Source organism: Undibacterium sp. RuTC16W (assembly GCF_049339445.1).
GTDB lineage: Bacteria > Pseudomonadota > Gammaproteobacteria > Burkholderiales > Burkholderiaceae_D > Undibacterium.
Genome location: NZ_JBMPPE010000008.1, coordinates 93573 through 117886, shown reverse-complemented (window position 1 = coordinate 117886; position 24314 = coordinate 93573). Strand labels below are relative to the sequence as shown.

Below are 24314 nucleotides of genomic sequence, written 5' to 3'. Positions count from 1 at the left end.
TGTTTGTTCAGAAATCATAATAAAAAAACGCAGACTGTGTCTGCGTTTTTTTATGGCTCGCAATAAGTTTGCGATGTGCTGCAACTATTTATTTAATATGCGATTCTGTCTCCATGGGTAGCGTATTTGTTCTCCCTGAATAACATTATTATTGACTGAGGTCATTGATTTTTGTGCAGCAGAAACGGCCGGGCAGCTCCCCGTCTTAACATAAGCTAGTGCGCTGGAGAGTTGACGTTCGCTAACACTGCCTAAATCATGATCTAAATCGTCAGGCGCATTACACGTTGGTGTAAATCCGTTGTTGTAGTCACCCTTTCCAATACTGTTGACGCCGGAGAATTGAATGGCAAAATAAGCAGTCCCGCAATTATTGGTTTGTACAAAGCCAGTGGGTTTGCCGCAGGTTGTGCTGCCGACGGTAATGACTTGTACAAACGGTGAAAGGCCATTAATGACGGCTTCGCTGGCTGAGCAGGTATTAGCCGTCGTCAGGATAAAGACGCGTGATAAGCTGAGCTGAGGTAAAAGCTGGTTTTTGGTTCCCGTTGTACTAAAGCTGAATTTGTTATCGGGGTTGTTGGTTTTTTCTGGATGCTTGTCATTAAATTGCAGTTGTTCAAAAATTTGATTTTCTACTTTTTTCCCACCGATCATGGAGGCCAGAATATCGGCGATATACAGATAGCCGCCGCCGTTATAGCGCATATCCAATACCAGCTCATCAATCCCGTTTTGCCGGAAATTTTGCAAACTGGTGACTAAAGGATCTTCCGCCGTTGCAATGTGATCGGTGAATACCAGATAGCCAATTTTTTTATTGTCATTCGTGGTCAAAATTGTGCTTTGTAAAACAGGTAATTTACTGATTTTTGTTGATGTTATTTGGACGGTTCGCACAATGCTGGTGCCGGTATCGAGAATGTCGAACTTGTTTATCGCTCCGGCCAGACTGGGATAGAGTGCGGCAATTTGTGTTGCTGCGTTGAGTTGAGTAATTGCGACGCCATTAATGCCTACAATCTGCGCGCCACGTCCGATATTTTGTTGTGCTGCCGGCGAATTTGGCTGCACGTAAGTGACTCGCAAATTGCCAGAACTATTGACTAGTGACATGCCGTATCCGATGTCTTCACCAGACTGGAAATAACCGTCGATTTCAGACTGGGATGCGGTAAAGCTGAACCGGTCTCTTGATTTGACTAATAATGCGTTGAAATAGTCTTGCGGGGTACTGTAGCTGGCGGCACTTAAGTTAACGATTTCTTTGTACCAGAGATACACATCGTCAAGGTGGGCGCGAACCCAGACTTTTTCTCCTGATGGGGTACATATATTGGCGAGACTGTCTGGCGTTCCCTGTGGCCCGTCCGCCGTGACTGATGAGCCTGAGGTCGTACCGTTTGATCCATAGCAGACAGCCGCGCTGCCATTGCATGTGCCCGGGCTGCCACCACCTCCACCACAACTTGAGGTGAGTATTGCACCGATCAGAACAAGTATAGCGCCGGATGTTTTCATGATAGTGAGCCTGTTCAATATGTCTGTTTGCTATCATGCCACTTGCATCACTTCTGTCAACGAAATTGCTGCGTTCCATGCAAGAATATGCATCTTGTTACATCTGTATATCAAATAAATCATGACTAATCGACGCTGCTCCTGGGCTAATCCATCGAATCCTCTTTATCTTCATTACCATGATCATGAATGGGGTGTGCCTTGTCATGATGAGGTCCGTTTATTCGAGATGCTTAACCTTGAGGGAGCGCAGGCGGGGTTGAGCTGGGAGACGATACTCAACAAGCGTGAAAATTATCGCATTGCTTTTGATCATTGGGATGCAAAGAAAATCGCAGCATATGATGCGGAAAAAGTTGCGCAGTTATTAGCCAATCCAGGCATCGTGCGGAACCGGCTGAAGGTTGCGGCGGCGATCACCAATGCGCAGGCATATTTGCGTTTATGTGAGGAGGCCGGTAGCCTGGATACGTATTTATGGGCGCATGTGAATGGCAAACCTATTCATAATAATGGCGACCGGATTATTAAAACTGAATTGTCAGACCGGATCTCGAAAGACCTGAGCAAGCGCGGATTCAAGTTTGTCGGATCGACAATTATTTATGCGTATATGCAGGGAATTGGCATGGTGCAGGATCATGCTGCGGACTGTGCCTGGCGTACCTAGCGGCTAACTTAGTGCTAATTTAGGACTAAGTTTAAGACTAATTCTAAGGGCCGATTTGTCGCGTTGTTTAAAAAAAATGGCACGAATTCCGTGCCATTTTTTTGATGATTGCCTGCCTGCGTGACGTCCTCAGAAAATTATTGTTGCTTGCTATTGAATTGCTGAGCCAGACTTTGCAGAGGAGCTTTATCCATCCCGGTCGCACTGACATGACTCGGTATCGCTACACGGACAGGTTTGCTGTTCATGTTGGTCGATGACAGGACATTGCTGGTCGCATCGGGTGCAGCGTCCCATACCGGGTCATCGATACCTTCGAATACGCTTTTCAACTGACGTCCCCAAGTGCTGCGTATCATCTGGAAGTATTGATTTTTTTCGTCTATCGTTACAAAGCGTGTCACGGCCAGACTATTGTTTTCATATACTAGCAAGTCCAGTGGCAGGCCGACGGATACATTGGATTTCAGGGTTGAATCCATAGAGATCAGCGCACACTTTGCCGCCTCATCCAGCGGAGTCGCTGTCGTAACAACACGGTCGATAATCGGCTTGCCATATTTGGCTTCACCAATCTGGAAATAGGTATTTTCGTTATGCGATTCTATGAAATTACCGGCAGCATAAATTTGGAACAGGCGGCAACGCTCGCCTTTGATCTGGCCACCAAAAATAATACTGACATTGAAGTCGATACCGAATTCAGATAAGGAGGCGGCATCTCGTTTATGCACTGTACGTACGGCCTCGCCGAGAATGCGAGCCGCCTCATACATATTCGGCGCATTCCAGATCGTGCTGCCATCGGCGCATACATGTTCAGACACGAGTTGGCGAATTGATTGTGAAATAGAGAGATTCCCGGCGGTCATCAGGACCATCATACGGTCGCCAGGATTTTCAAACACGCTCATTTTTCTGAAAGTGCCGACCTGATCAACGCCCGCATTGGTACGGGAGTCGGAGAGAAAAACCAGCCCCGCATCGAGGCGCATGCCAACACAATATGTCATTGTTACAAGAGTCTTTTATAAAAGTCTTATTTTACCCTAAGGCTAAATTATGTCAGCAATTTACGCCTCGTAGCTCAGTGGCGTTAATCGATCCTAGTTCTCATAAATCGGTATTACCTGTACTTTGACATCCAGGATTTCGTCGCCGCCGCCGCGCCTGACGCCGCGAATAGGGGCGGCAGAATCGTAGTCGCGACCAATCGCCAAACGGCAATAGGCATCGGTCATCAGTCGCGCATGCGTGACATCGATGCTGACCCAGCCGGAGAAGTCGCTGTCTTCGACCCAGACATCGACCCAGGCATGACTGGCAGCATGATCGGTCGAACCCGGATCAATATAGCCGCTGACATAGCGTGCTGGAATGCCATGCGCGTGGCAGCAGGCAAGGAACAGATGGGCGTGATCCTGGCACACACCTAGCCCTAGCATCAGAGCATCATTTGCCGTAGTTGTGACAAGGGTTGCACCACTTCGGTACGCTACCGCACCAAAAATGTGCTCAGCCATCTTCATGAGATGCCTTGTCTGGGTTTGCTCGGGCCTGGCGGGCAGACAGTTGGCTGAAAAGGCGACGATACTCGGTGTCGGCTCTGTCAGCGGTGTCGGTACCGTGAAGATCCATGGCGATAAGGTTTCAATTAAATTCAGTCGGCCCTGATAAGGGAAGACGGTTTCCACCACACCTTGTGCGACGATACTCAGCGTTTCTAACTGGCCATTGATAGTGAGCATGTGTGAGAGATTGCCGTAGGCATCGGTGTAGGCGTGGCGATTGCCTGTTGTCTCGATTTGCCATGACAGGCTGCGCTGTTGCGATTCTACGCGTGGTGTCAGGCGCAGTTGCTGGATGGTATATGCCAGCGGAGTTGTGTAGCGATATGTGGTTTCGTGCCGTATTGATAGTTGCATAATTTATATACTCCCACCCTTTTTCATTAAAACAGGTTGAATCCGCTCATCTATATTAGGTGATGTAAAAATACTGAGCAGGAGTATATTGTTATTGTCAGTTGATTCATCATGCTGCAAGAGGTACCAGGAAGTCGCGGCTGACGCGGTTCCCCAGTGCGAAGATGCGCTCCAAAAACTCCGTCAGCGTATCGTGCAAGCCCGCTGCCAGAATATCTTCGATACGACCGAACTGTAATTCTGCGTGTAGTTTGCCTGCGAAACGTTCTGTGTCTGAGGACACATCATTACGCACTTCCTTGAGGTTATGGACGACTTCATCCATGCAGGCGAGTAAGGACCTTGGCATATCGCCACGCAGCATCAGGAGCTCGGCCACGCGCTCAGGTGTGATGACATCACGATACACTTTGCGGTAAATTTCAAAGCCCGATACTGAGCGCAACAACGCAGCCCAGTAATAGAAGTCACGTTGTACGGCCTCGTCGGTGCTATTAATGTCTTTTGCCGCGTGAAATTTCACATCCAGAATCCGGGCAGTATTATCGGCGCGTTCCAGGAAGGTACCTAGTCGTATGAAATGCACGGCCTCATCTTTGAGCATCGTGCCCAGTGTCACACCGCGTGATAAATGCGAGCGGTATTTAACCCACTCAAAAAATTGGCTAGGATCAGTTTCAAGCAAGCCGCTACTCAGCCGCTCCTGCATATCGAGCCAGGTGGCATTCTGAGTTTCCCATACTTCGGTCGTCAGCGTGCCACGCACGGCGCGTGCATTTTCGCGGGCTTCGGTCAGGCAGGCGGCGATTGACGATGGATTGTCCGGGTCGCGCACCATGAAATCAAGCACGTCTTTTGCATTCAGCAAGCCATACTTATGATCAAATGCGCTTTGCAGTTCCGAGATGCCAAGCATTGCGCGCCAGCCTTGTTCCGCATCCTCGGCGGATTGAGGCAGCATCGATGTCTGTACGTTGACATCAAGCATGCGCGCGGTATTTTCAGCACGTTCGGTATAGCGTGCCATCCAGAATAAGTGATCTGCGGTGCGGCTCAACATGAGTTCTTCTCCTGCGCAATGTCATGATTATTGTCAAAAAGGTGGGGCGGTCGATACTCGTGCGTACCCTTATTTTTCGAGTATCCAGGTATCTTTGGTGCCACCACCTTGGGATGAGTTGACGACCAGTGACCCTTCTTGCAGCGCCACGCGAGTGAGTCCGCCGGGTACCATCGAGATAGTTTTTCCTGACAATACAAATGGTCTTAAATCAATATGTCGAGGGGCAATACCGCTTTCAACATAAGTAGGGCAGGCGGACAATGCCAGCGTCGGCTGGGCAATATAGCCATCCGGTTTGGCAATCAGTCTTTGCCGGAAATCCTCGATCTGTGCCTTGGTCGACGCCGGGCCTACCAGCATGCCATAGCCCCCGGCGCCATGAACTTCCTTGACGACCAGTTCGGGTAAATGTGCCAGCGTATAGGCAAGATCTTCGGGTTTGCGGCACTGATAGGTCGGTACATTGTTCAGTATCGGTTCTTCCGTCAGGTAGAACTTAATCATGTCCGGAACAAAAGGATAGATCGACTTATCATCCGCAACACCGGTGCCAATCGCATTTGCCAGGGTGACTCTGCCGGCACGATAGACAGACAGCAAACCAGGGACACCTAAAGAGGAGTCAGGGCGGAATGCAAGTGGATCCATGAAATCATCATCAATCCGGCGATAAATAACATCGACCCGTTTAGGACCGCGTGTGGTGCGCATATACACGGCGTTGTCATTGACGAACAAGTCCTTGCCCTCAACCAGCTCGACACCCATTTGCTGTGCCAGGAATGCGTGTTCAAAATAGGCTGAGTTGTACATTCCCGGTGTCATCACGACGATGGTAGGATCATTGACACCCATCGGGGCAACCGAGCGTAGATTGTCCAGCAGCATGTCAGGATAATGATCGACCGGCGCAATCTTATTGCGCGCAAATAAATCCGGGAACAAACGCATCATCATCTTGCGATCCTCCAGCATGTAGGACACGCCCGACGGTACGCGCAGATTGTCTTCCAGTACGTAAAACTCACCGGCGCCGGCACGCACGATATCGACACCGGCAATATGCGCGTAGATATCTGATGCGACGGAGATCCCTTGCATCTCCGGCCGGTATTGCGCATTTTTATAAATTTGTTCGGCTGGAATAATCCCTGCCTTGATGATGTTTTGATCATGGTAAATGTCATGAATAAACATGTTCAGCGCTTTAACTCGCTGTACCAGACCAGTCTGCAATTGCGCCCATTCCGATGCAGGAATAATGCGGGGAATAATATCAAAGGGGATCAGGCGCTCAGTACCTGCATCGTCGCCATAGACGGCAAAGGTAATACCGACACGGCGAAAAGTCAGATCAGCTTCAGCGCGCTTGCGTTGTATGGTCTCTGGCGATTGCTGCTTTAACCAGGTACTGAACTCACGATAGTGTTCACGGATGTTGCCTGCTGCATCGATGCCATCAGCAGTCATTTCATTGAAAAATTTTGCCATGATGTTAGTTCGCTGTTGTTTGAGTAGGTACTATCAAGAAGCATGCCAGCGTAATCAAAGCGGTCTAAGGGGTCTGACAGCGGGCTATGGTGCGCGAATAAAATCAATCAGGTCCTGCGTATGCGGATCGGGTTTGGGTGTCATCAGACTGATGACCGCCATACTGATCAGACCCGCCGGTACGCCAAATACACCAGCAGAAATCGGCGCAATATGCCACCACTGATTAGCAACACTACCACCGAATAACGGGTGTGTGTTGAGCATATAAAACACACAAACGATAAAGCCGGCGACCATGCCGGTGATTGCTCCCTGATGATTCGTCCGCTTCCAGAATATGCCCAATACCAGTGCAGGGAATAGCGCCGACGCTGCAAGAGAAAATGCGGCACCGACCAAAGACAATATATCAGCGGGTTTTAAGGATGCGACATAGGCGGCCACCAACGCAACCACCAGCAACAAGAGTTTTGAAATCGTGACCCTTTTTTGTGTCGACGCGCTTGGGTCAACAATCTTGTAATAAATATCGTGAGATAAAGAATTGGAAATCGTCAGTAACAAACCATCCGCTGTGGACAAAGCCGCGGCCAGTCCGCCAGCGGCAACGAGGCCGGAGATCACATAAGGCAGACCGGCGATTTCCGGTGTCGCCAGCACCACGATATCGCCATCAATCGCAATCTCTGCCAGTTGAACAATGCCGTCATGATTGATGTCAGTGATATTGACCAGCGGATTAATTTTGTCAATGCTGGCCCAGTAGGTGACCCATGACGGAAGCTTAGAAAATTCCATTCCGACGAGCGAGTTATAGATGTCGTATTTCACCAGGATCGCCAGTGCAGGAATCGTGATGTACAAGAGCATGATAAAAAACAGCGACCAGAACACCGACTCGCGACTTTCACGTACCGAGGGGGTTGTGTAGTAGCGTATCAACACATGGGGCAGGGCGGCGGTTCCCATCATGAGACAAAAAACCAGCGCCAGAAAATTATTCCGTTTGATGTCCGATTCGTTACGGTCTTTTGCCGCATAAGGCGTGTAGTTCGTGATGGTGGGTTCGGCACGTCCCAGATTATTATTTTTCGCGTCAGTCCAGCGTTGCTGCGCCTCTTGCGGTGTCTTGGGGTAATTCGCCAGAGCGCGGCCTGCGGCTTTGATCTCTATCAGCGATGCGTTGCCGGATTTAAGTTCATCAAGCTTGCGCTGTAATTCATAGCGACCTTCTTCCCATGAATTAGGTAATTGCTGGATCTTGAGCTGAAACCCTTCCGCGCGTTGTTTGAATATGGCGCGGACTTCTTGTTCTTTGGGATCGGCGGCAAACAGTTTTTCTTTGCTGCTTAATGCGGATAATTTAGAGCCGTAGGCAATTTGCGGTATCGGCGTTTGCGTATGCTTGACGGATAGCCATGTGACCGGAATCATATACGCAATAATGATGATGATGTACTGCGCTACCTGAGTCCAGGTCACTGCGCGCATGCCACCTAAGAATGAGCACACCAGAATACTCGCTAACCCCAGAAAAATTCCCACTGAAAAATCAACGCCGGTGAAGCGCGAAGTAATCAAACCTACGCCATAAATCTGCGCGACCACATAGGTGAAAGAAATAAAGATAGTAGCAATCACAGCAAGCACTCTGACGGTGTTGCTGCCTTGCGCACCCGCGAAGCGTGTGCCTAAAAAATCTGCAATGCTGTATTGGCCGAATTTGCGTATATAAGGTGCGATCAGCAGCGCCACCAGACAAAATCCACCCGTCCATCCGATGATGTAGGCGAGTCCGTCAAAGCCCTGTAAGTAGAGTCCGCCGGCAAGACTAAGAAAACTTGCCGCCGACATCCAGTCAGCCGCTGTTGCCATGCCATTAAAAATCGCGGGGACACGGCGCCCGGCAACATAGTATTCAGAAATGTCGGAGGTTCTGCTCAAGACACCGATACCTGCGTAGATCACGATCGTCGAGAACATGAACAGATATCCTATCCATGCACGCGGCACGCCCTCTTTTTCCAGTAGCGCCAGACTGATCAAAAATACGATGAACAGCAGGGTGTACCATGCATAATAAATCGTCAGACGTTTAGTAAAACTGCGTTGTACCATTACGCACTTTCCTTTGCTGAGGCTGGCCTATCAACTGCGTGCTCAATAGAATTTTTCAGATACGTTTGATGCGCTCGCTCTATTCTGCGCATGACGATCGATAAAATGGCCAGTAGAAGGACATAGAATAAAGTCAGTCCTTGTGCCGCCATATAAAAGGACAATGTCCAGCCGAAGAAAGTATACGCAACCAGTTCGCGGGCAAAAAATAATATACCGAATGTCAGCGTCAGCCAGCTTGCCAGCAAGATCGCTGTGAGCTGACGGGTATGGCGCCAATAAACGCTATTCACGGTATTGGCGCGGCTGCTCGAGGTGATGGCGGGGTTGGTCTCTGTCATGAGTCGTCTTCGCCCTGAGTTCAGGAAAAATCACCAGGCAAGCTGGCATGTGGATTCATCTGAAACGAAACGCGGAACAGGCAGCCCGGAAATTTTGCGTCCTGATTACGCGGGTTATACATGATCTCGATCGGAGCATTATGTTGCTGAGCAATTTCCCGCACGATAGACAGACCCAGTCCGCTTCCCTGGACGTTGCTGCCAAGGATGCGATAAAAGCGCTCGAACACATGGTCATGCTCTGCCACCGGAATTCCGGGGCCATTGTCCTCAACTTCCAATATCGCCAGAGCCTGTTCTTCGCTGACCCGAATTCTGACAGTGACGCTCATTCCTTTTGGGGTGTAGCGAATCGCGTTATCAATCAGGTTGCTCAACAATTCGCGTAGCATCAGCGGATTACCAAAAATCATCACAGGAAAATCTGGCTGTTCCAGTCCCAGATCGATTTGATATGAGAAAGAGGTTTGTATCCAGTCATGGACAGTACTGCGCACTAGCTCGGTCAGCTCAACAGGCTCCAGAGGCTTGGTCGCAGGCGTTTGATTTTCTGCTCTTGCGAGTGTCAGTAGCTGGTTGACCAGACGTGTGGCCGCTTCCGAGCTTTTTGCCAGTTGCAGCAGGGAGCGATGGATTTCTTCCTGATCTGTTTGCCGCAGCGCTAACTCAGATTGCATGCGCATACCTGCCAGCGGTGTTTTCATCTGATGTGCTGCATCGGCGATAAAACGTTTTTGTATATCGATCGTTTGTGCAAGGCGTTCCAGCATCTCGTTCAAAGAGCGAACTAGCGGGGTAATTTCTTCAGGAACCTGACGCGAGTCAATCGGACTTAAATCGTCGGGGCGGCGCGCGCGTATACGGTGCTGTAATTCTGCCAGGGGCGAGAGTCCGCGGCTTAATGCAAACCAGACCAGTGCCAGTGCAATCGGTAAAATAATAAACTGTGGGAGGATCACGCCTTTAATGATTTCGTTGGCGAGTACAGCGCGTTTTTCCAATGTTTCTGCGACCTGAATCAATACGAGATTCGGCGCATATTTCTCTGCATTCTGGGTTCCGAAATTACTCGTGGTTTTATTTAAATTGATGTAGCTGTAAGCGATACGGATATCAATCCCGCGCAGTGTTTCATTACGTATCTGTACTGTGCCGGTGGCGGCTTTTTCTTCCTCTGGCGGAGTCGGTAAATCTTTGTCGCCATCGATCAGATCGCCATGCTCCGTTTTGACCTGAAAATAAATACTGTCGAGATCATCAGCACGCAAAATATCGCGTGCCGGACTGGTCATCTGGGTAACGACTTTTCCATCGACCTGTTTTACTTGCTGTGATAAGACCAGGACATTGTCTTCAAGTGCACGGTCAAACGGTTGATTGGCGATCGATTTTGCGACCAGATAGGTGATCGCGATGCTCATTGGCCATAGCAGTAGGAGTGGCGCCAGCATCCAGTCCAGAATTTCACCGAATAAAGAGCGTTGAATTTTTTCCGGTGGCTGGCTATGCACAGGATGTTCCGGCGCTTGCGGGCGAATCGCTAGTTCTGCGCCGTGGTCATCAGTCATGGTGTGTCGGTAGGTGTGACTATGGTGGTAGCGGGGGCAGGTGCAACAAAGAATTTTTCTAGGCAATAACCTAAGCCACGGACGGTAGCGATCCTGACGCCATCGACTTCAATTTTTTTGCGCAGGCGATGAACATAGACTTCGATGGCATTGTTACTTACTTCTTCGCCCCATTCGCAGAGATGATCGACCAGCTGTTCTTTGGACACCAGTCGCCCGGTTCTTTGCAGGAGCACTTCGAGCAGACCTAATTCTCGTGCCGACAGATCGAGCATTTGTTCATTGATGTAGGCAATACGCCCGACCTGATCGTAGGTCAGTGGGCCGTGTTTGATGACCGTAGGGCCACCTCCCGCTCCACGTCTGGTCAAGGCGCGGACTCTCGCTTCGAGTTCAGATAGCGCGAACGGTTTTGCCATGTAATCATCTGCGCCTAGATCAAGGCCTTTTACCCTTTGTTCGACGGAGTCCGCCGCTGTCAGTATCAGCACAGGCAAATGTGAGTTACGTGCGCGCAGGCGGCGTAATACTTCCAGTCCGCTGAGCTTGGGTAAGCCCAAGTCCAGAATCAGCAAATCAAAATCTTGAGTCGATAAAGCAGAATCCGCTTCCTGACCGTTAGCGACACAATCGGTGGCATAGCCAGATTGTCTCAGCGATCTGGTTAGGCCGTCAGCGAGAACACTATCATCTTCAGCGAGCAATATGCGCATAGTGGAATTTTCTTATTGTGGACAGAATGCAAACGTCATTTTAATCGGGAAAAGCACGGCGTCGCTGCAACTGGATTGCCGTCACGACATTCTTATGCAGCTATTCTGCGCCCTAAAACGAGGCTTGGTATTTGTCCAATGGTTTTGTTTGTCTCTGGACTTAAGTCTATTTGGTTTGGAGGCTTTTGTCACAAACTCAGACTAACTATCCGGCGGATGCCATTGCTTTGAGTGCTATTGTGTATTTTTCCTGGCAAGCAGAGTTTTTACGGTCTGAAATGCGTAATTGGTATCGCGTTCTGATGGTGAATGTGAATTGTCAGGCTTGTATATTAGATGTAATGACAGGGGCGCATTTCTTGCACATTTACACTGTCTGCGGCTAAGCACCTATCCGACCATTTTTGAAACGACCTTTTTGTGTGACAATATGTTTGTTTTTAGACTATATTTTGCGTCATGGTTTCAAGTAGCAAGAAGGATTGTTAGGCAGTGTACCTAGTCAATAGGTATTCAAGCAGGAATTGCGCTCACGCCCCTGCATATGGCTTCACGTTCATAAGCCGATGTATTGTTGGACGGAAAATCTTATCACTACTAAGGAGTTGCTTCATGACAGAAGAAACGTCGAACTTGGCTTCGCTGCAAGGTTCTTGCCATTGCGGCGCGGTGCGACTTACTCTGCCGTCAATACCGGAGACGTCGATAAGATGTAACTGCTCGTTGTGCCGGCGCCTGGGCGGTCAATGGGTCTATTATCCATTTGGTACGGTAAGTATCGAGGGGCACCCAGAGAATACAAGCGATTACGTGTGGGGCGACAAAACCCTAAAGACAGTCCGTTGTAAGATCTGTGGTTGCGTGACGCACTGGGAGCCCATAGACGGGCAACAGGGTGCAAGGCACGGAGTGAATTTGAGCAATTTTGAACCACGGTTGAAAGAAGTGGTTGAGGTGCGTCATTTTGATGGGGCTGATACCTGGACCTTCTTGGATTAATTTCAGCTAGGTCGTCCTTATACCTAAGCGCGCTATCTATTTCTGTCGTGCATGTTCATTTACTTGCTGAACTGCCTCACTCAGTTTGCCCCCACTGTCTGGCGAATGCAGTATCCCTTTCGTAAAACTCCTTAAATCCTAAATTGATAAATTCCCTATGGAACTGCTTACGGCTGCCTTGCTCTTGAGCCAGTTTGAAAGCTGGAGGGTTTATGGATTAATGTCAAAAATCGACAGAAAATGTCGATTTTCAGTTAAGTCTGAAATGCATTCCTCGTTAAATCAATGACTTATAGCGCACGTGCTTATTTAAGTCTGAACTGCAAATTCATTTAACTCTGAATTCACCAGGTTTTCGTTCATTTAACTCTGAATTCTAAGGTGCTTAGCAAAATATCTATAATTTAATGGTGCTTAAATGGTAATAACGCTCAGCGATCGGTTAAGCTTAATTTGAAAGAATAGAGTGAGTTGACCTGCTCGGCCTGCTGATCAATCGAAGGAGCTTGCTTCCATGACAAAACAAGACAATTTTTCGACGACGCTGAGGGACCAGCCTAATCGCCTTCCTAATCCCACAAATTATGGTTTTGATCCCAAGGTTTGGCATGATGCTTTTCAAGTGCTGAACGACGGTAGTCCGCAAGACCTAAATCTGTACCTTTTAGGGCTGGTGTTTGGTCACCAATCTAAAAGGGTAATAAATAGTGTTGAGCATATTTCGTCTAAAACAAAATTTTATAGTTTGCCGGAGCTTGCATCACACTTTTCCCGGCGGGCGAATGATGTTATGAGAATGGCTTTCGATAGTTACGGGCGAGCGTTAGAAAACGTCGACGCTATTTCGCAAGAGCAGACACGAGAAATGAAGTGTTTCGTAGACTCGGCCGGGAATTCGTACTCGGTACAGGTGCCAATGGAGGCTGTCGTTGACGCCATCGGGAATGCGATGAAAATGTTGAACCACACTGGCGGCTTTGGAAAATTAAATTCTGATGAAATCGAATATATTGACATTAAGGATTCTCTGTGCAACTTGTTGGACTTAGCCCAGCACAGCTTGTCAATTCAATGCATTTGGGGCTCAGTCATTTGGCTGCGCGCGCATGTTCAAGTAGATCCTCATTCGGGAAACTATATAGTCGACGAAACAAAAAGCGATCTGGCGCGTCGGTCGGCAATCGACCTTTCGCGCCGTCCGGTATTCATGGCGAGAAGTTTTGATAGATTTGAATCGTTAGAATCGCTCCCTGATGCGAATAACGTATTAATACCCCAAGTCAACCTTGAAGGTGGACGTTTGACGGTGCGTGCAGTTCCTGCTTTTAAATTTCCGGAAGAAGAGCTCGACTCGCTAATTAAGGCTCGCCGCAGTCACGGATTATTGCAAGATGGAGTACTTCGCGATTTCGTCGAGGCAGAGCATCCTTCAGTTGGACTGACAATCTCTGAAATGATCCTTATTTGGGGTGAGCTTGCTTTGATTGCCCAGCAGCTTCACGCTCTGGCTCAATCGCTTGATACTGAAAAAGATAAATCAACACTCGCCATGGTGCTTAATAGTCAGTTTAGGCTGAGTGATATAGTGACTGTAATCAAGAGCTGTGTGGTTTTATCTCGCGAGAGAACTGCGGAATGTTTGGAGTTTCTATGCTTTCGACCCACAAAAGGAGCGCTCTGTGGGGGCACCCTATTCTTCCAGCAGGTAACGAGATTTGTCTTCTTTGGTGGCCCTTGATGGGCGTACACCACGCTCGGCTTTTATCGTCCTGGGCAAAAACCCATCCATCGCTTAACAGGCCGTTCGAATTGAAGGGAGCCCTTAACGAGAAAATGATGGAAGAAGAATTGCGCGCTGCGATTGAGCGGAGCCCCTATCGGGATCACATCAGATTTGTTGGATCCTGCCTTCGTCCGAGGCTGAAACCGGATGAGGAAATTGATCTGTTGATTCTTGTTGGAGATACCGCGTTCGTGATTGAAACCGCTACGATTCCCTCTCCTGCTGAAGCCTATGAATTCCTTGAGACGGAAAAGAGGCTCAATCAAAAGGCCGGCCAATGCAGAGATCAATGCACGATTCTTCGACAAGACTTGGCTCAAATTGATGAATGGCTAGAAGATCGCGACCCGACTAATCCAGTAACTCAAGTAGCTGGCTTGGTAATAACGAATTCATATCTGCGTGACGGCAATTACGTCGGGGACATTTGCCACTGCCATTGGGAGACGCTGATAAATATTATCAGTTACGGCGGGATGCATTTCGGAGTGCTGCGCAACAATCAAGAGTTCATACTAAAGGCCGAAATAAAAAATGTTGCTGATGAGACCATTGCGGATTCGATTCTCAATGCATTGAGAAGATCGCCTAAAGCAGAATTTTATGCTGCATCTCTTACATGTGCCGACATGCATATAAAGGGGTATGACCAGACGGACCAGGAAGGAATCTATCGTGCGTGGAAAATGGAATTTCCCTCCCCGCATGACCTTGAAGAACGACTTAAGAACTGTAGCTTTGGAGCATTGCTCGTGGAAGCAGAAGATCCGTTGCTCAACCAGCGATGATATTGGAGCTAGCTAGCTAGCCGGTCCGTCTTAAAGTTACAGTGAAAATAGGTCTCGAACACGGGCGAAAGGGTTCCCAGTTTCCGCTGCGTGCCTTAATTTCCGTTCAAGAACGTTGGTCAAAGGTATTTCGCGGTCTAACATATCATATAGGTCTAGACCATCCATGCAAATGACGCGCTTCGCTTTACCAAAGGCGATCAATCCGTCAGGCGTGAATCCACTTTCACTAACAAACAATCCACGGGTCCAAGCGGCTTTCTGTTCTATTTTTCCATGAAAAACGTGCAGGTCCGCGACGCCGGTGGGCTCTCCTTTCCACTTTGCCTCGACCAAGTAAGTTTCGCTCGCATATTGGAAGCTTCCGTCAATTTGTTCGCCACGAAGCCGGAACGGTTCCTGGGCGGATAAGCCAAAAGCATTAAAAAGTCGCTTTAAGAATTTCTCGAATGCATAGCCACGCGCTTGAGCAGCCAAGTTGTTAAGGGCGAGCAATTCGGATTTGAGCTCTAAAAGTAGAGGTCGATTGAAGGCCGGAACAGGAGGCGAGACCTTAGACGTCGGAGTTTCTGCTTTTCCCTCAAGTCTGTTGATTAGGGAGAGGAGTCTGCCGCATGCGTTGTGGACCTTTTCCTCTTGGTTGCCCCGAATTGCCTCTCGATATTCCCATAATGCCTTTAAGGTCCTTACTGCTACGATCGTGTCCACTGTTTGCAAGAAACAGCGTAGGCGTTTCGCCTTTGAGCTCCCGTTTCTTGAATATAGTGCTGCATTAATATCGATGTCCAGTTCGGCGAAGAAATGGGCAAACGTTCTGTCAGAAAAATTTAAGACATAACCACTTCCCATGTCGAAAATTTCATCCAGCAATGTCATGTCAATTAAACGAAATCCGCTCATAGGAAGATATTTGATAGATATTTAAATTGCGCTGAATACAAATTGCCCGGCGCCATGCAGTAGTTTTATAAAATTCGTACAGAAATTGCTGCACTTAACCTTTATAGGCGCACGAATCGTCAAATTTGTTTTTGAGGAGTTCTTCAAATGCCCGCAAGGTAAGCTGGTTATCTTCGTAAGCTGATATGGATTCCCAGTCCTGAATGTCTTGCTGAGCCATCGACCTCTCAACGAAATCGCTAGGGTGCCAATCGACATGACGCCTGGCTCCAATTAGGGATGCTGGAACGACGGAGCTATTACGTAGCTTATGGTAGTCCTCGCGGGAAAGGTACATTCCATTCAAACGAAAACGTACGCGGCTGCCAATGGCTTGCATGGCATTTCCTCTTTCTATTTGATTTGCGAAGTGAAATAGGAGTTTGATGTGGTGACGGCAGCGCCAATAACTCCATCGACCCTCATCCCATATTTCGAATGTTTCGTACGTTTCGCCGGCAGGAAGTGTGTATTTGCGGATGAGTACAGGGATAAAGTGGGGAGTTTTTTCTTGATCAACTCCGTCCTCTTTGTCGGAAGCGAGGTCAAAACCCCTTGAGCAAAAAATCCACAGCTCCGCTGATTCGCTGTCTCTTGCAGCAGCTAACAGAGCCCTGGCCGCGCCGACCTCATTTTTATACCAGCTATGGTGTTTTACATCGGAAGGAAATTCGCTTTTCCCGACAAACCATTCATACGATATATGGAAGTGATTCGCAATCCATTGGATATTCTGAGACGTAAGTTTTGCCCGCAATCGCTCCATGTCAGCCATGTCATTTAGCGAAATATCTACTGGCTTGAGAACTTCTGCTGCTGCAGGAAACGATAATTGATGGTCGCGCAGTAGTATAAAAAAACGCTCTGCAATCGCACTAATTAACATGGGGCCATCCCTATTCATTTCGGTCATTGCAATTCCATCTAGAAAAGCGCCAGCGATACCTCCGATGGAAGAGCCGAAAGCCTTGGCTTGTTCCTCAAGAAATGCTCTCGTTTCAGGTTTGACCACGACAGGGAAGCGCCCCGGTCCCTCATCTCCAGGTGGTATAGCAATGGCGTCTGCTGTTGCCTTTTCACTAAGCTTAGTAAACAGCTGAAAAAGAGTGGGAACAAAGCGGCTGGCCATATTAACCTTCAATTGATTCAAATTGATTCAATTATATATCGGTGAATCAGAATAATTCAATTGATTTTTGCAGCCAATAAATGTTTTATGAGAGGCTGTTAGCAGTTTGGTCAAAATGACCGTGACGGTTAGAGTGAAAATTCAGACGCTACATTTAACGTGCGCCAAAATATAGCGACCCTGCTGGCAGATTTTCAAAGAGGAATCAAATTAGCATAGTGGTTTTATATTCTTTTCCCAAGTAGCCAATAGATCCGGAAATAACGTCGCGTTGCCGGGGTGTGATGCCAAGGTTGTCAGGGCACAGGCTTTTTATCACCTGCTGATGCAATCTGCGACACATAAGCTAATTAGTCTTGCTGCATTAGTCGCTCGTAATCCAGACTACCAAACTCTCGGCCAACTGGTGCCCATGCGAATTCCTCAGGAGATTTTCTTGGATATAATTTGTTTTGAAACCACAATTTATAGAGCCGTCGTTTGTTTTTTCTATTTTTCATTTTATTCAAGCCACTAGTGAGGAAAATTAAGCCATCAAGCGCAATACATTATTCGATGGAGATTCGCAATCAGGAAACTATTTTTTACTTTCTGCCATAGCAGAGATTTGCACATGGGCTCGTTCTCCAGTTTCTAATTTCGAATCAAGAAAATGCAAAAAACTAGAAAAAATACCCTCTCCCCAAGCGGGAGGACTGCAACTGTCGGATTTGATATCTGATGCTAGTAGACCGGCATTGTAGAGATGGAACATTGACTGCAATGGGAAGCGTTCTGCCCAGGGATGAATTTGGAAATAACCATAGACAACAGAAGCCATCATGCTTTGTTGAGTCTTGATTTGTTCAACACTGCTTGTAGCAAACTCTGACTGAATTTGTTGTATTGAATCGCCAAAGTAAAACTGACAAAAGTAACAGAATGCCAAGCTTGGGGTCGCGTTGTTTGAGACTAGTAATTCGCTTCTTAAGTCTGGTGATTTCAGGCAATAAGGACATCGAGTAAGTATGTCGACCAAATGTTTGGGACATGTTTGCCAAAAATAAAATCGCCACTCGATCCGGTAATAGGGGATCGCGTCAGTTCTTAAGCATTGCCAGCAAAAAGCCGTTGTTGGAGATTGATCTAATCCCGTTCTCAACTGCTTTCTCAGAGCCTCAGTCAATAAAATAGATCGATTTACTGCTTTAACAAGTTGAAAATTTTCAATATCGTGCCGCGTCATACTCATCAATTTCAGTATGGCCTCAGGAAATTCTTCGCTATCAACATCTTCTGGCTTTCTAAAATTAAGTAACTTATATAATCGCTTGGTGGAGATGCCATGCGATTGACAAAGGCGGTGTATCCAGGATGACAGTGCTTCTCCTGGAATGATTTTCGGGGCAACCAAGAAATATTGCTCAGTCATCTTAAAATAGTCTCATTTGAGAAAGAGGGTTCAGGTGGAGCAGGCTGGCCTTCGGGTTTTCTCGGCGTTTTCCTAGTAATAGCAACTGAGAAATCAAAACCTGGTCAGTGACATGATCCGTTTCATCGATTAATGAACGTAAAATGCTCTCTGAGAAAAGAGATCGGATCTCACCGATATTTTGATAAACCAGAGCCTCTTTGAGACGCGAAAAACTGCGACCTACACATTCATCAGCGCGGTGGATACTGAGGGCCTTTGATCCGGTACCGACGTCTATTCGGTCATCTGGAAATTTTTTGATGCCAGTTGCCCAGACAATCCTCAAAGCGCTGTCGATGGACAATGGATCTAACATTGAAAGCACTGGCTCAAAATGCGAAGAGTTTTCCCGCCATACTGCCGATTGAGAAATACGTTGCTGTAGCCATCCTGAAAACGCTATAGATTCTTCACTGCTTCTTGACTGCTGGCTTTTGCGAATGTCGTAACCGCATTTGCAAAGAGATATACCAGGGCGATTCCAACTGAAATTCTTTGAACATTTCTCGCACCTATCGACCAATTGCAGGCAGTGAAATGGACATCCTGACGCCATCGAAAAATCCCATGATTTTCTGACATAGTTGTTTTCAATGAGGCACGCGGCACAAACTTGAGGGCGACGCATTCTTAACAAAAAACTTCTCCTGATGATATGGCCATAGGTATGAAAGACCGTGTGTCCGCCGTCCCGGCTAGAAAAAATGCAATTAGCTGGCGAGTTGACTACATGCGAGCCGAAGAGCCAGGCAATCGTTGGGAGATGATGCAAAGTCAGGTGAGAAATTTTCTGGGTATGAAATATATAGGAGAGCCATTGAATGCTCTCCATATGATTCATTTCCGAAAGACGTAAAGCAAATCCCATCAATGACTCGTCACTGAAAGGATTCGCTCTTACAGGCATTGGCGTGAGGGTCATTTACTTTTGAATGGATTGTCTAAAATGGCAGACGTGCCAAACGTCGATGAAAAAGCGAATGACAAATGCTCTTCGTGGACACCGGATGCTCCTTTCTCCACAGCGTTGATCGTGGCCGCAATGATCAAATATTTCAACGTGCGTGGCGACCCCAAAGTGGCGCTATGCATTTTTTTTGCCAGGCTTGATAGGACGCCAACGTCAAAGGCAGAAATTTGTGACTCGAATGCTTTTATGAAGCCGATCCATTCCTCTCCCCAGTAGAAGGGGCGAATTTGATAGCGAGCAGGAATACGCGAAGCAAACTGCGGATCCAAATTTTGTAAATCACCCAATTCATCGGTACCAAAGACAAAAACAGGTATGCCGGTCTTATCCATGATTTCTTTAAGTAAATCGGTGATTTCAGATGCGGTAAATTTCCCCTTTCCTCTAAATAAATGCTGGAATTCATCAATAACGATAAATCGCACGCCCCGTTCCTTGATCGCTTGTATCAATATTGTTTGCCGCAAATCCTGTACACGCGTTGCCCTTAATCCAGGTGGGTGTCCCAGCGCTTGCAGCATGCGATCAATCATTGAACCTATGCTTGGCGCTGCTGCGGCTGATATTGATATGACTGTACTTTCTGTCTCTGTTAAATCTGTCTTTTGAGAAAAGCGCCTCACAAGAATATTGATGAGATGAGTTTTTCCTGAACCTGTCGGTGCGATCACGCTTGCTCCTAAAGGGACACCAGAAATTGAACTCTGTATGACCAGTTTGCATATGCCATCAAATGCAGCCTTAAATTGCGGATGCATGACGGTAGTGGCGTTAATTTGGTCTGAGACATGTGTGATATTCATGGGTGAGTCTCTCAATCTAAAAGATAGGCGTCAAATGTAGGAATCACTACATCTTCTCTTCTGGGTTCCACTTGCGAACAGAATTGAACGGGTAGTGGAACTGCTGCAGGACTATTGTCTGGTAGTAGGCACCGTGCGCTGCTGAGGCCCGCGAATCTGGCAGCGAGTTTATTGTCTCGATTCAATGCCTTTCCACGTGACATACTCAGCCACTTCTCTGATAGTTCTATTTTGGCTTGCATGTAAGCTTCGTAGTGTCCGCTCTTCATGTGGTAAGTCTTGATATGTTCACGAATGGTTTTATGCTGAATGACGGACAGGTTATTGGCATATTCCGGCTGACAATTTGGTACATACAACCAACCCAGGGTTTTTGGATGTTGAACATAAACAAAGCCAAGATTTTCAGGGTCGTATTTAACTTGGGTTTTAAATTTGACAGATAACTCGCGCCTAACCAATTGCAATTCTGGGCAATTGAAGCGAAGGCCTGGCATGACAATTCCCTCGTTACCAACGGCAAGCGTTTTTTGTTGGGCGGCGATCAACCCAAGACTATCCAGATTGGATGGCAACAATGGTGGCCGGGTCTGTTCAAAGCTTTCCGGAAACAAGTCGATTGGCCGAGTCAATGACCTAGAATTAATCTTCATGGGATAGACATCTACGAAGTACTGCAGTAGACCTTTGCATAATTCGCTGAACGAAATGCGCGCGGTTTTCCGAGGATCGAGTGGCAAGCTGTTCGCGATGGGTTTCAGTACTTTGCCTTGTTTCGGGAGATGATTCCCTAATTCGCCAAAGAAACGCTCGACATTCGGTTTCAACCACGGCTGTCGGACCGGGCAGTATTGAATATCGGTATTGAGTTCCGTGGCGGCGGAGACAAATTGCCTGGAATGGAATTCAAGACCATTGTCCACGACGTACATTTCGCCAATTCCATAGCCATGCCAAGTTTGCGTAAGAAATGAAGCGTGGTCTGTATATGCGCTTTTAGGCATCAGTCCTACCTTCATTGCGTTGAGTACCGGGGCAAGACCAGCACCTGCAAAGGAAATATAGAATCCGACGCAGTAACTGCTGTAGGCATCAATGATTACGGTAATGACCGGTCTGCCATGAGGCATTCCTGTACCATCGGCGACAACGACTATATCCAATATAGTGTGATCGATCTCTAGGCGTTGCAAGGCGCGTATTGCCTGAGTTCCTCCTAATGAATAACGCCATTTATTTCGCGCAAATGCTGCACCAAATCGATGAACATCCCGTATATACGGATTCACTTCCATTACCCGCCTGTGTAATGAGGAAAGACTAATGGTTTTCTTGACTTGATCTTGGGACTGATTGGCAGCCAGCTCCTTTAACCGGCAGTTCAAGATCATGGCGGCGTGCTCAAGCGTTGGACGGCTGCGTGTGAAATATTCCCTCAGTAGTACCCTGGTAACCTCGGCCTCTTGATCTCTTGAAAAAGCCTTTTGACGTAATCGTCCGAAGTTCTTGGTAACTAGAGAGGAAGGATTTTCGCCTGACTCGTCCCACAAACGCATCCAAAGCATTGCCGTTGATGTTGTGGGCGGCTTGTGGGTTTCGTCTGGCATCTGCGGGAATTTTTTTAATATTCCTGCGATCGCCTGGCGCTGGCCTCGTGACGCACCATTTTTTTTGATCCACTTCACGATACGGATCCGGAATTCAAGCTCACTTTTATATTTAGCGGGCAATGAATCAATACTTGTCAGAAATCCCGCAGATGCTTCGCTTTCGACGATGTTCGGATCTCTGGATATTGTGTCAGCACCGACCACAGATAACTCATGATTGAAAATCTGATTCGTCACCTTGACGATGTCCCACGTATAGTTTTGGCGAGTGATCGGGTCTTCGAACTGAACTCGGTTTTGGTCTATCTTGCGCACGAACTCCAGCGTCTGGGTTCCACGCCGCAGCGTCAAGCCAACTTGGAATGCAAATATTTTCATGATCAGTCTCCAAAGAAATAGATTTAATGTGGGTGTCGTCAGCCAGCGAAATGCTGTCATGGAAGATAAGCATCGTTCTGCCGAGCATGTGTAGTACAACTGTTTTATCGACTTGCGCCATTTGCATGACGGCGGCGATTGATAGTGACTCTGCAGTCGATCGCAGTGCCGCCTGGACAGCCTCTACTGATTGATCAGGTACGCTGCCTCGTGCATACCGAAGAAGTAACTCGATCATGACTGGCAGGTCAGCCTGATCAATCATGCGATCCGTCACTACATGAAATGAAAGTACTCGCTGTGTGAGAATGGATGAAACCTGGTCGAATATTTCAATCCATTTCTTGACGAATACTTCTGGCTTGACTTCTATAATCAGTGTCCTTCCTGAAAAAAATTCCACGAGGAAATCTGGTGTGTAGGATTTGTCTTTCTCCTCGCCGTAAGTCACAGTGAACGGCTGGTCGATAATGCGTTTTACGCCAGGAGTGAGTAGCATCCTCTGGATGAACCGGCGTTCAAGTTGGCTTTCATATTCGATGACTTCTTTTTGCAGCCAGCCGCAGGACACAAGGCCAACGGTACGATGGGGTGATCGTGTGATTACTTTGCGCTTGGGTTTCATATGCAACACCCACTTGCAAGAGAAAAGGTAATGGATGTTCTTGTAATTAGAAAATGCGATTGCTTACAGAGATCGCAACCAGGATGGGGCGATAGCAGAACGGGTCTGCTAACTAAACTGACGTGCGGCGCGCGCGGATGTATGGTGCCAGCGCGCGCGTGCGCTTCCAGGCGTAGACGGAAGGGTGAGGCTGACGGAGGGAAATACGAACTCTTTTTCATTAGGTTTCTCCTGCGTACAGGCGTGCGAGTACACCGCCCGCTTTTACGCGATCACAAAAATGATAAAAAAGGGGTTGACGCGTACGAATGACGCAGGTAAATTTCAGATGTGAAGTGAAATCTGGGAATCAACCCCCGGAACGAAAGCACCTTGGTTTGGCGACCTTGGTGCTTTTTTTATTTGCTTTAGTTATTTATTTGCTCATATTTAGTCTCTCCTTATGTGGGATTAGTGTTCTGGATTAAGAGTGAGAGTCAACCAGGAGTATTTCTGTTGGAGCTTCCATGCTCGAAAGGTCCGGTTGGGGCTTCAGTCCAAGTGCGACTGCTATCCGATGACTTTCCCCACGTCTTGCCTTGGCTCTACCAGAAAGCACGGCATACACAAGAAACGCATCAAATTCGTGTGCGCGAGCCCAGTCTCCAATGCAGATGCCTTGCTCAAAAAAGCGTTGCTTGACTGCGTCAAGAGCTGTCTGTGAGAGGTTCATGATTTAAATTTGCTTAAATTCAAATGAAATTAGTTTGGTTTTTGTTGAAAAACCTGAAATTATAATTATTAGATTAATGTAAACAAATATTTACGTCAATTAATCTAGGGAAAAATTATCTTTTAAATTAAAAGCCTATGGAAATTACCTTCTATTTTCACAAATAAGCATTTTTAAAAAACTTATTTGATCCTATATATTTTCTATTCAATGTAATTTATGTATTCTAAATGTGTGCTTTATGTATCCTTTTTGTTTACTTATTGTGTACTATTTAGAAATTGAAAAATGTTGAAAGCTTAGAAGATATGAGCACAGTAGAGTTGGGCATGGGAGCAGCACAAAGATTGTTGGAAGAGCGGACTCGTCTAGGGTTAACCCAAAGCACATTAGCAAAAATTGCCAATTTGTCTAGAGTTAGTATTGTAAAATATGAATCAGGAGGGACGCTGCCAAGTTCTGAAGCTCTAATTGCACTAGATCGCAGTGGAATTGACATTCGTTACGTTCTTGTTGGAATCCGTTGCACAGGAAATCGCATTATCCGAGATCGATTTCGCTTTGCATTTGAAGAGGTTGGGCGGCAAGCTCAGGCGAGTAAAGAGGTGCTTACGGACGAGATTCGACTTGAATTAGCCTGGCGTATTTACGACGCATTCGATGCTTTTGAGAAATATAAGCAGGGTTAGTAAGGTATGTGGCGGGATATCAA

20 protein-coding genes are annotated in these 24314 nt (G+C 47.3%); 4 read left to right on the top strand and 16 right to left on the bottom strand.

Features of this window, described 5'->3' with window-relative positions:
• Positions 1 to 84 precede the first annotated feature (84 nt).
• Positions 85 to 1521, bottom strand: coding sequence for a S41 family peptidase (locus ACO0K4_RS15705; protein ID WP_422957594.1), 1437 nt, complete (start codon positions 1519 to 1521; stop codon positions 85 to 87).
• A gap of 121 nt (positions 1522 to 1642) precedes the next feature.
• Between ACO0K4_RS15705 and ACO0K4_RS15700 the strand changes: the two genes are divergently transcribed.
• Complete coding sequence (locus ACO0K4_RS15700) at positions 1643 to 2191, top strand: DNA-3-methyladenine glycosylase I (RefSeq protein ID WP_422957593.1); 549 nt, start codon at positions 1643 to 1645, stop codon at positions 2189 to 2191.
• A 137-nt stretch (positions 2192 to 2328) separates the two neighbouring features.
• On the opposite strand, the gene ACO0K4_RS15695 is transcribed toward ACO0K4_RS15700, so the two are convergent.
• The 8 genes from ACO0K4_RS15695 to ACO0K4_RS15660 all read right to left on the bottom strand — a co-directional run bounded on the left by ACO0K4_RS15695 (position 2329) and on the right by ACO0K4_RS15660 (position 11413).
• Positions 2329 to 3204 carry a peptidase gene (locus ACO0K4_RS15695; RefSeq protein WP_422957592.1) on the bottom strand — a complete coding sequence of 292 codons (876 nt, stop codon included), beginning with the start codon at positions 3202 to 3204 and terminating at the stop codon, positions 2329 to 2331.
• 93 nt (positions 3205 to 3297) lie between these two features.
• Positions 3298 to 4116: a transglutaminase family protein gene (locus ACO0K4_RS15690; RefSeq protein WP_422957591.1), complete on the bottom strand. Its 819-nt coding sequence runs from the start codon at positions 4114 to 4116 to the stop codon at positions 3298 to 3300.
• Positions 4117 to 4225: 109 nt separating this feature from the next.
• Positions 4226 to 5176 (bottom strand): alpha-E domain-containing protein, encoded by a 951-nt coding sequence (locus ACO0K4_RS15685; protein ID WP_422957590.1) that lies wholly within the window; start codon positions 5174 to 5176, stop codon positions 4226 to 4228.
• A gap of 69 nt (positions 5177 to 5245) precedes the next feature.
• On the bottom strand, positions 5246 to 6670 hold the full coding sequence (locus ACO0K4_RS15680) for a circularly permuted type 2 ATP-grasp protein (RefSeq protein WP_422957589.1): 1425 nt from the start codon (positions 6668 to 6670) through the stop codon (positions 5246 to 5248).
• Positions 6671 to 6754: 84 nt separating this feature from the next.
• Complete coding sequence (locus ACO0K4_RS15675; protein ID WP_422957588.1) at positions 6755 to 8791, bottom strand: sodium:solute symporter family protein; 2037 nt, start codon at positions 8789 to 8791, stop codon at positions 6755 to 6757.
• Positions 8791 to 9132 (bottom strand): DUF4212 domain-containing protein, encoded by a 342-nt coding sequence (locus ACO0K4_RS15670; protein WP_422957587.1) that lies wholly within the window; start codon positions 9130 to 9132, stop codon positions 8791 to 8793. The genes ACO0K4_RS15675 and ACO0K4_RS15670 overlap by 1 nt, the downstream gene beginning before the upstream one ends.
• 20 nt (positions 9133 to 9152) lie before the next feature.
• Positions 9153 to 10700 carry a sensor histidine kinase N-terminal domain-containing protein gene (locus ACO0K4_RS15665; RefSeq protein WP_422957586.1) on the bottom strand — a complete coding sequence of 516 codons (1548 nt, stop codon included), beginning with the start codon at positions 10698 to 10700 and terminating at the stop codon, positions 9153 to 9155.
• A complete protein-coding gene (locus ACO0K4_RS15660) occupies positions 10697 to 11413 on the bottom strand; it encodes a response regulator (RefSeq protein WP_422957585.1) in 717 nt (238 codons plus the stop codon). Before ACO0K4_RS15660 ends, ACO0K4_RS15665 begins: the two co-directional genes overlap by 4 nt.
• Before the next feature lie 1513 nt (positions 11414 to 12926).
• Here ACO0K4_RS15660 and ACO0K4_RS15655 point away from each other — a divergent pair.
• Both ACO0K4_RS15655 and ACO0K4_RS15650 read left to right on the top strand, forming a co-directional pair.
• Entirely contained in the window at positions 12927 to 14150 is a 1224-nt protein-coding gene (locus tag ACO0K4_RS15655; protein ID WP_422957584.1) for a hypothetical protein, read from the top strand.
• Positions 14151 to 14245: 95 nt separating this feature from the next.
• Positions 14246 to 14983 carry a hypothetical protein gene (locus ACO0K4_RS15650; RefSeq protein WP_422957583.1) on the top strand — a complete coding sequence of 246 codons (738 nt, stop codon included), beginning with the start codon at positions 14246 to 14248 and terminating at the stop codon, positions 14981 to 14983.
• Between the two features lie 36 nt (positions 14984 to 15019).
• Here the strand turns inward: ACO0K4_RS15650 and ACO0K4_RS15645 are convergent, their stop codons facing one another.
• From ACO0K4_RS15645 to ACO0K4_RS15615, 7 genes are all read right to left on the bottom strand, one after another.
• On the bottom strand, positions 15020 to 15883 hold the full coding sequence (locus ACO0K4_RS15645; protein ID WP_422957582.1) for a restriction endonuclease: 864 nt from the start codon (positions 15881 to 15883) through the stop codon (positions 15020 to 15022).
• A 94-nt stretch (positions 15884 to 15977) separates the two neighbouring features.
• A complete protein-coding gene (locus ACO0K4_RS15640; RefSeq protein ID WP_422957581.1) occupies positions 15978 to 17072 on the bottom strand; it encodes a hypothetical protein in 1095 nt (364 codons plus the stop codon).
• 556 nt (positions 17073 to 17628) lie between these two features.
• A complete protein-coding gene (locus tag ACO0K4_RS15635) occupies positions 17629 to 18462 on the bottom strand; it encodes a TniQ family protein (RefSeq protein ID WP_422957580.1) in 834 nt (277 codons plus the stop codon).
• 1 nt (position 18463) lies between these two features.
• Positions 18464 to 19426 carry a TniQ family protein gene (locus ACO0K4_RS15630; protein WP_422957579.1) on the bottom strand — a complete coding sequence of 321 codons (963 nt, stop codon included), beginning with the start codon at positions 19424 to 19426 and terminating at the stop codon, positions 18464 to 18466.
• Complete coding sequence (locus tag ACO0K4_RS15625) at positions 19423 to 20277, bottom strand: TniB family NTP-binding protein (RefSeq protein WP_422957578.1); 855 nt, start codon at positions 20275 to 20277, stop codon at positions 19423 to 19425. The genes ACO0K4_RS15630 and ACO0K4_RS15625 overlap by 4 nt, the downstream gene beginning before the upstream one ends.
• A 1821-nt stretch (positions 20278 to 22098) precedes the next feature.
• Complete coding sequence (locus ACO0K4_RS15620) at positions 22099 to 22890, bottom strand: Tn7 transposase TnsA N-terminal domain-containing protein (protein ID WP_422957577.1); 792 nt, start codon at positions 22888 to 22890, stop codon at positions 22099 to 22101.
• A gap of 463 nt (positions 22891 to 23353) precedes the next feature.
• A complete protein-coding gene (locus ACO0K4_RS15615; RefSeq protein WP_422957576.1) occupies positions 23354 to 23602 on the bottom strand; it encodes a DNA-binding protein in 249 nt (82 codons plus the stop codon).
• Positions 23603 to 23883: 281 nt separating this feature from the next.
• Between ACO0K4_RS15615 and ACO0K4_RS15610 the strand changes: the two genes are divergently transcribed.
• Entirely contained in the window at positions 23884 to 24291 is a 408-nt protein-coding gene (locus ACO0K4_RS15610) for a helix-turn-helix domain-containing protein (RefSeq protein ID WP_422957575.1), read from the top strand.
• The last annotated feature ends 23 nt before the right edge of the window (positions 24292 to 24314 follow it).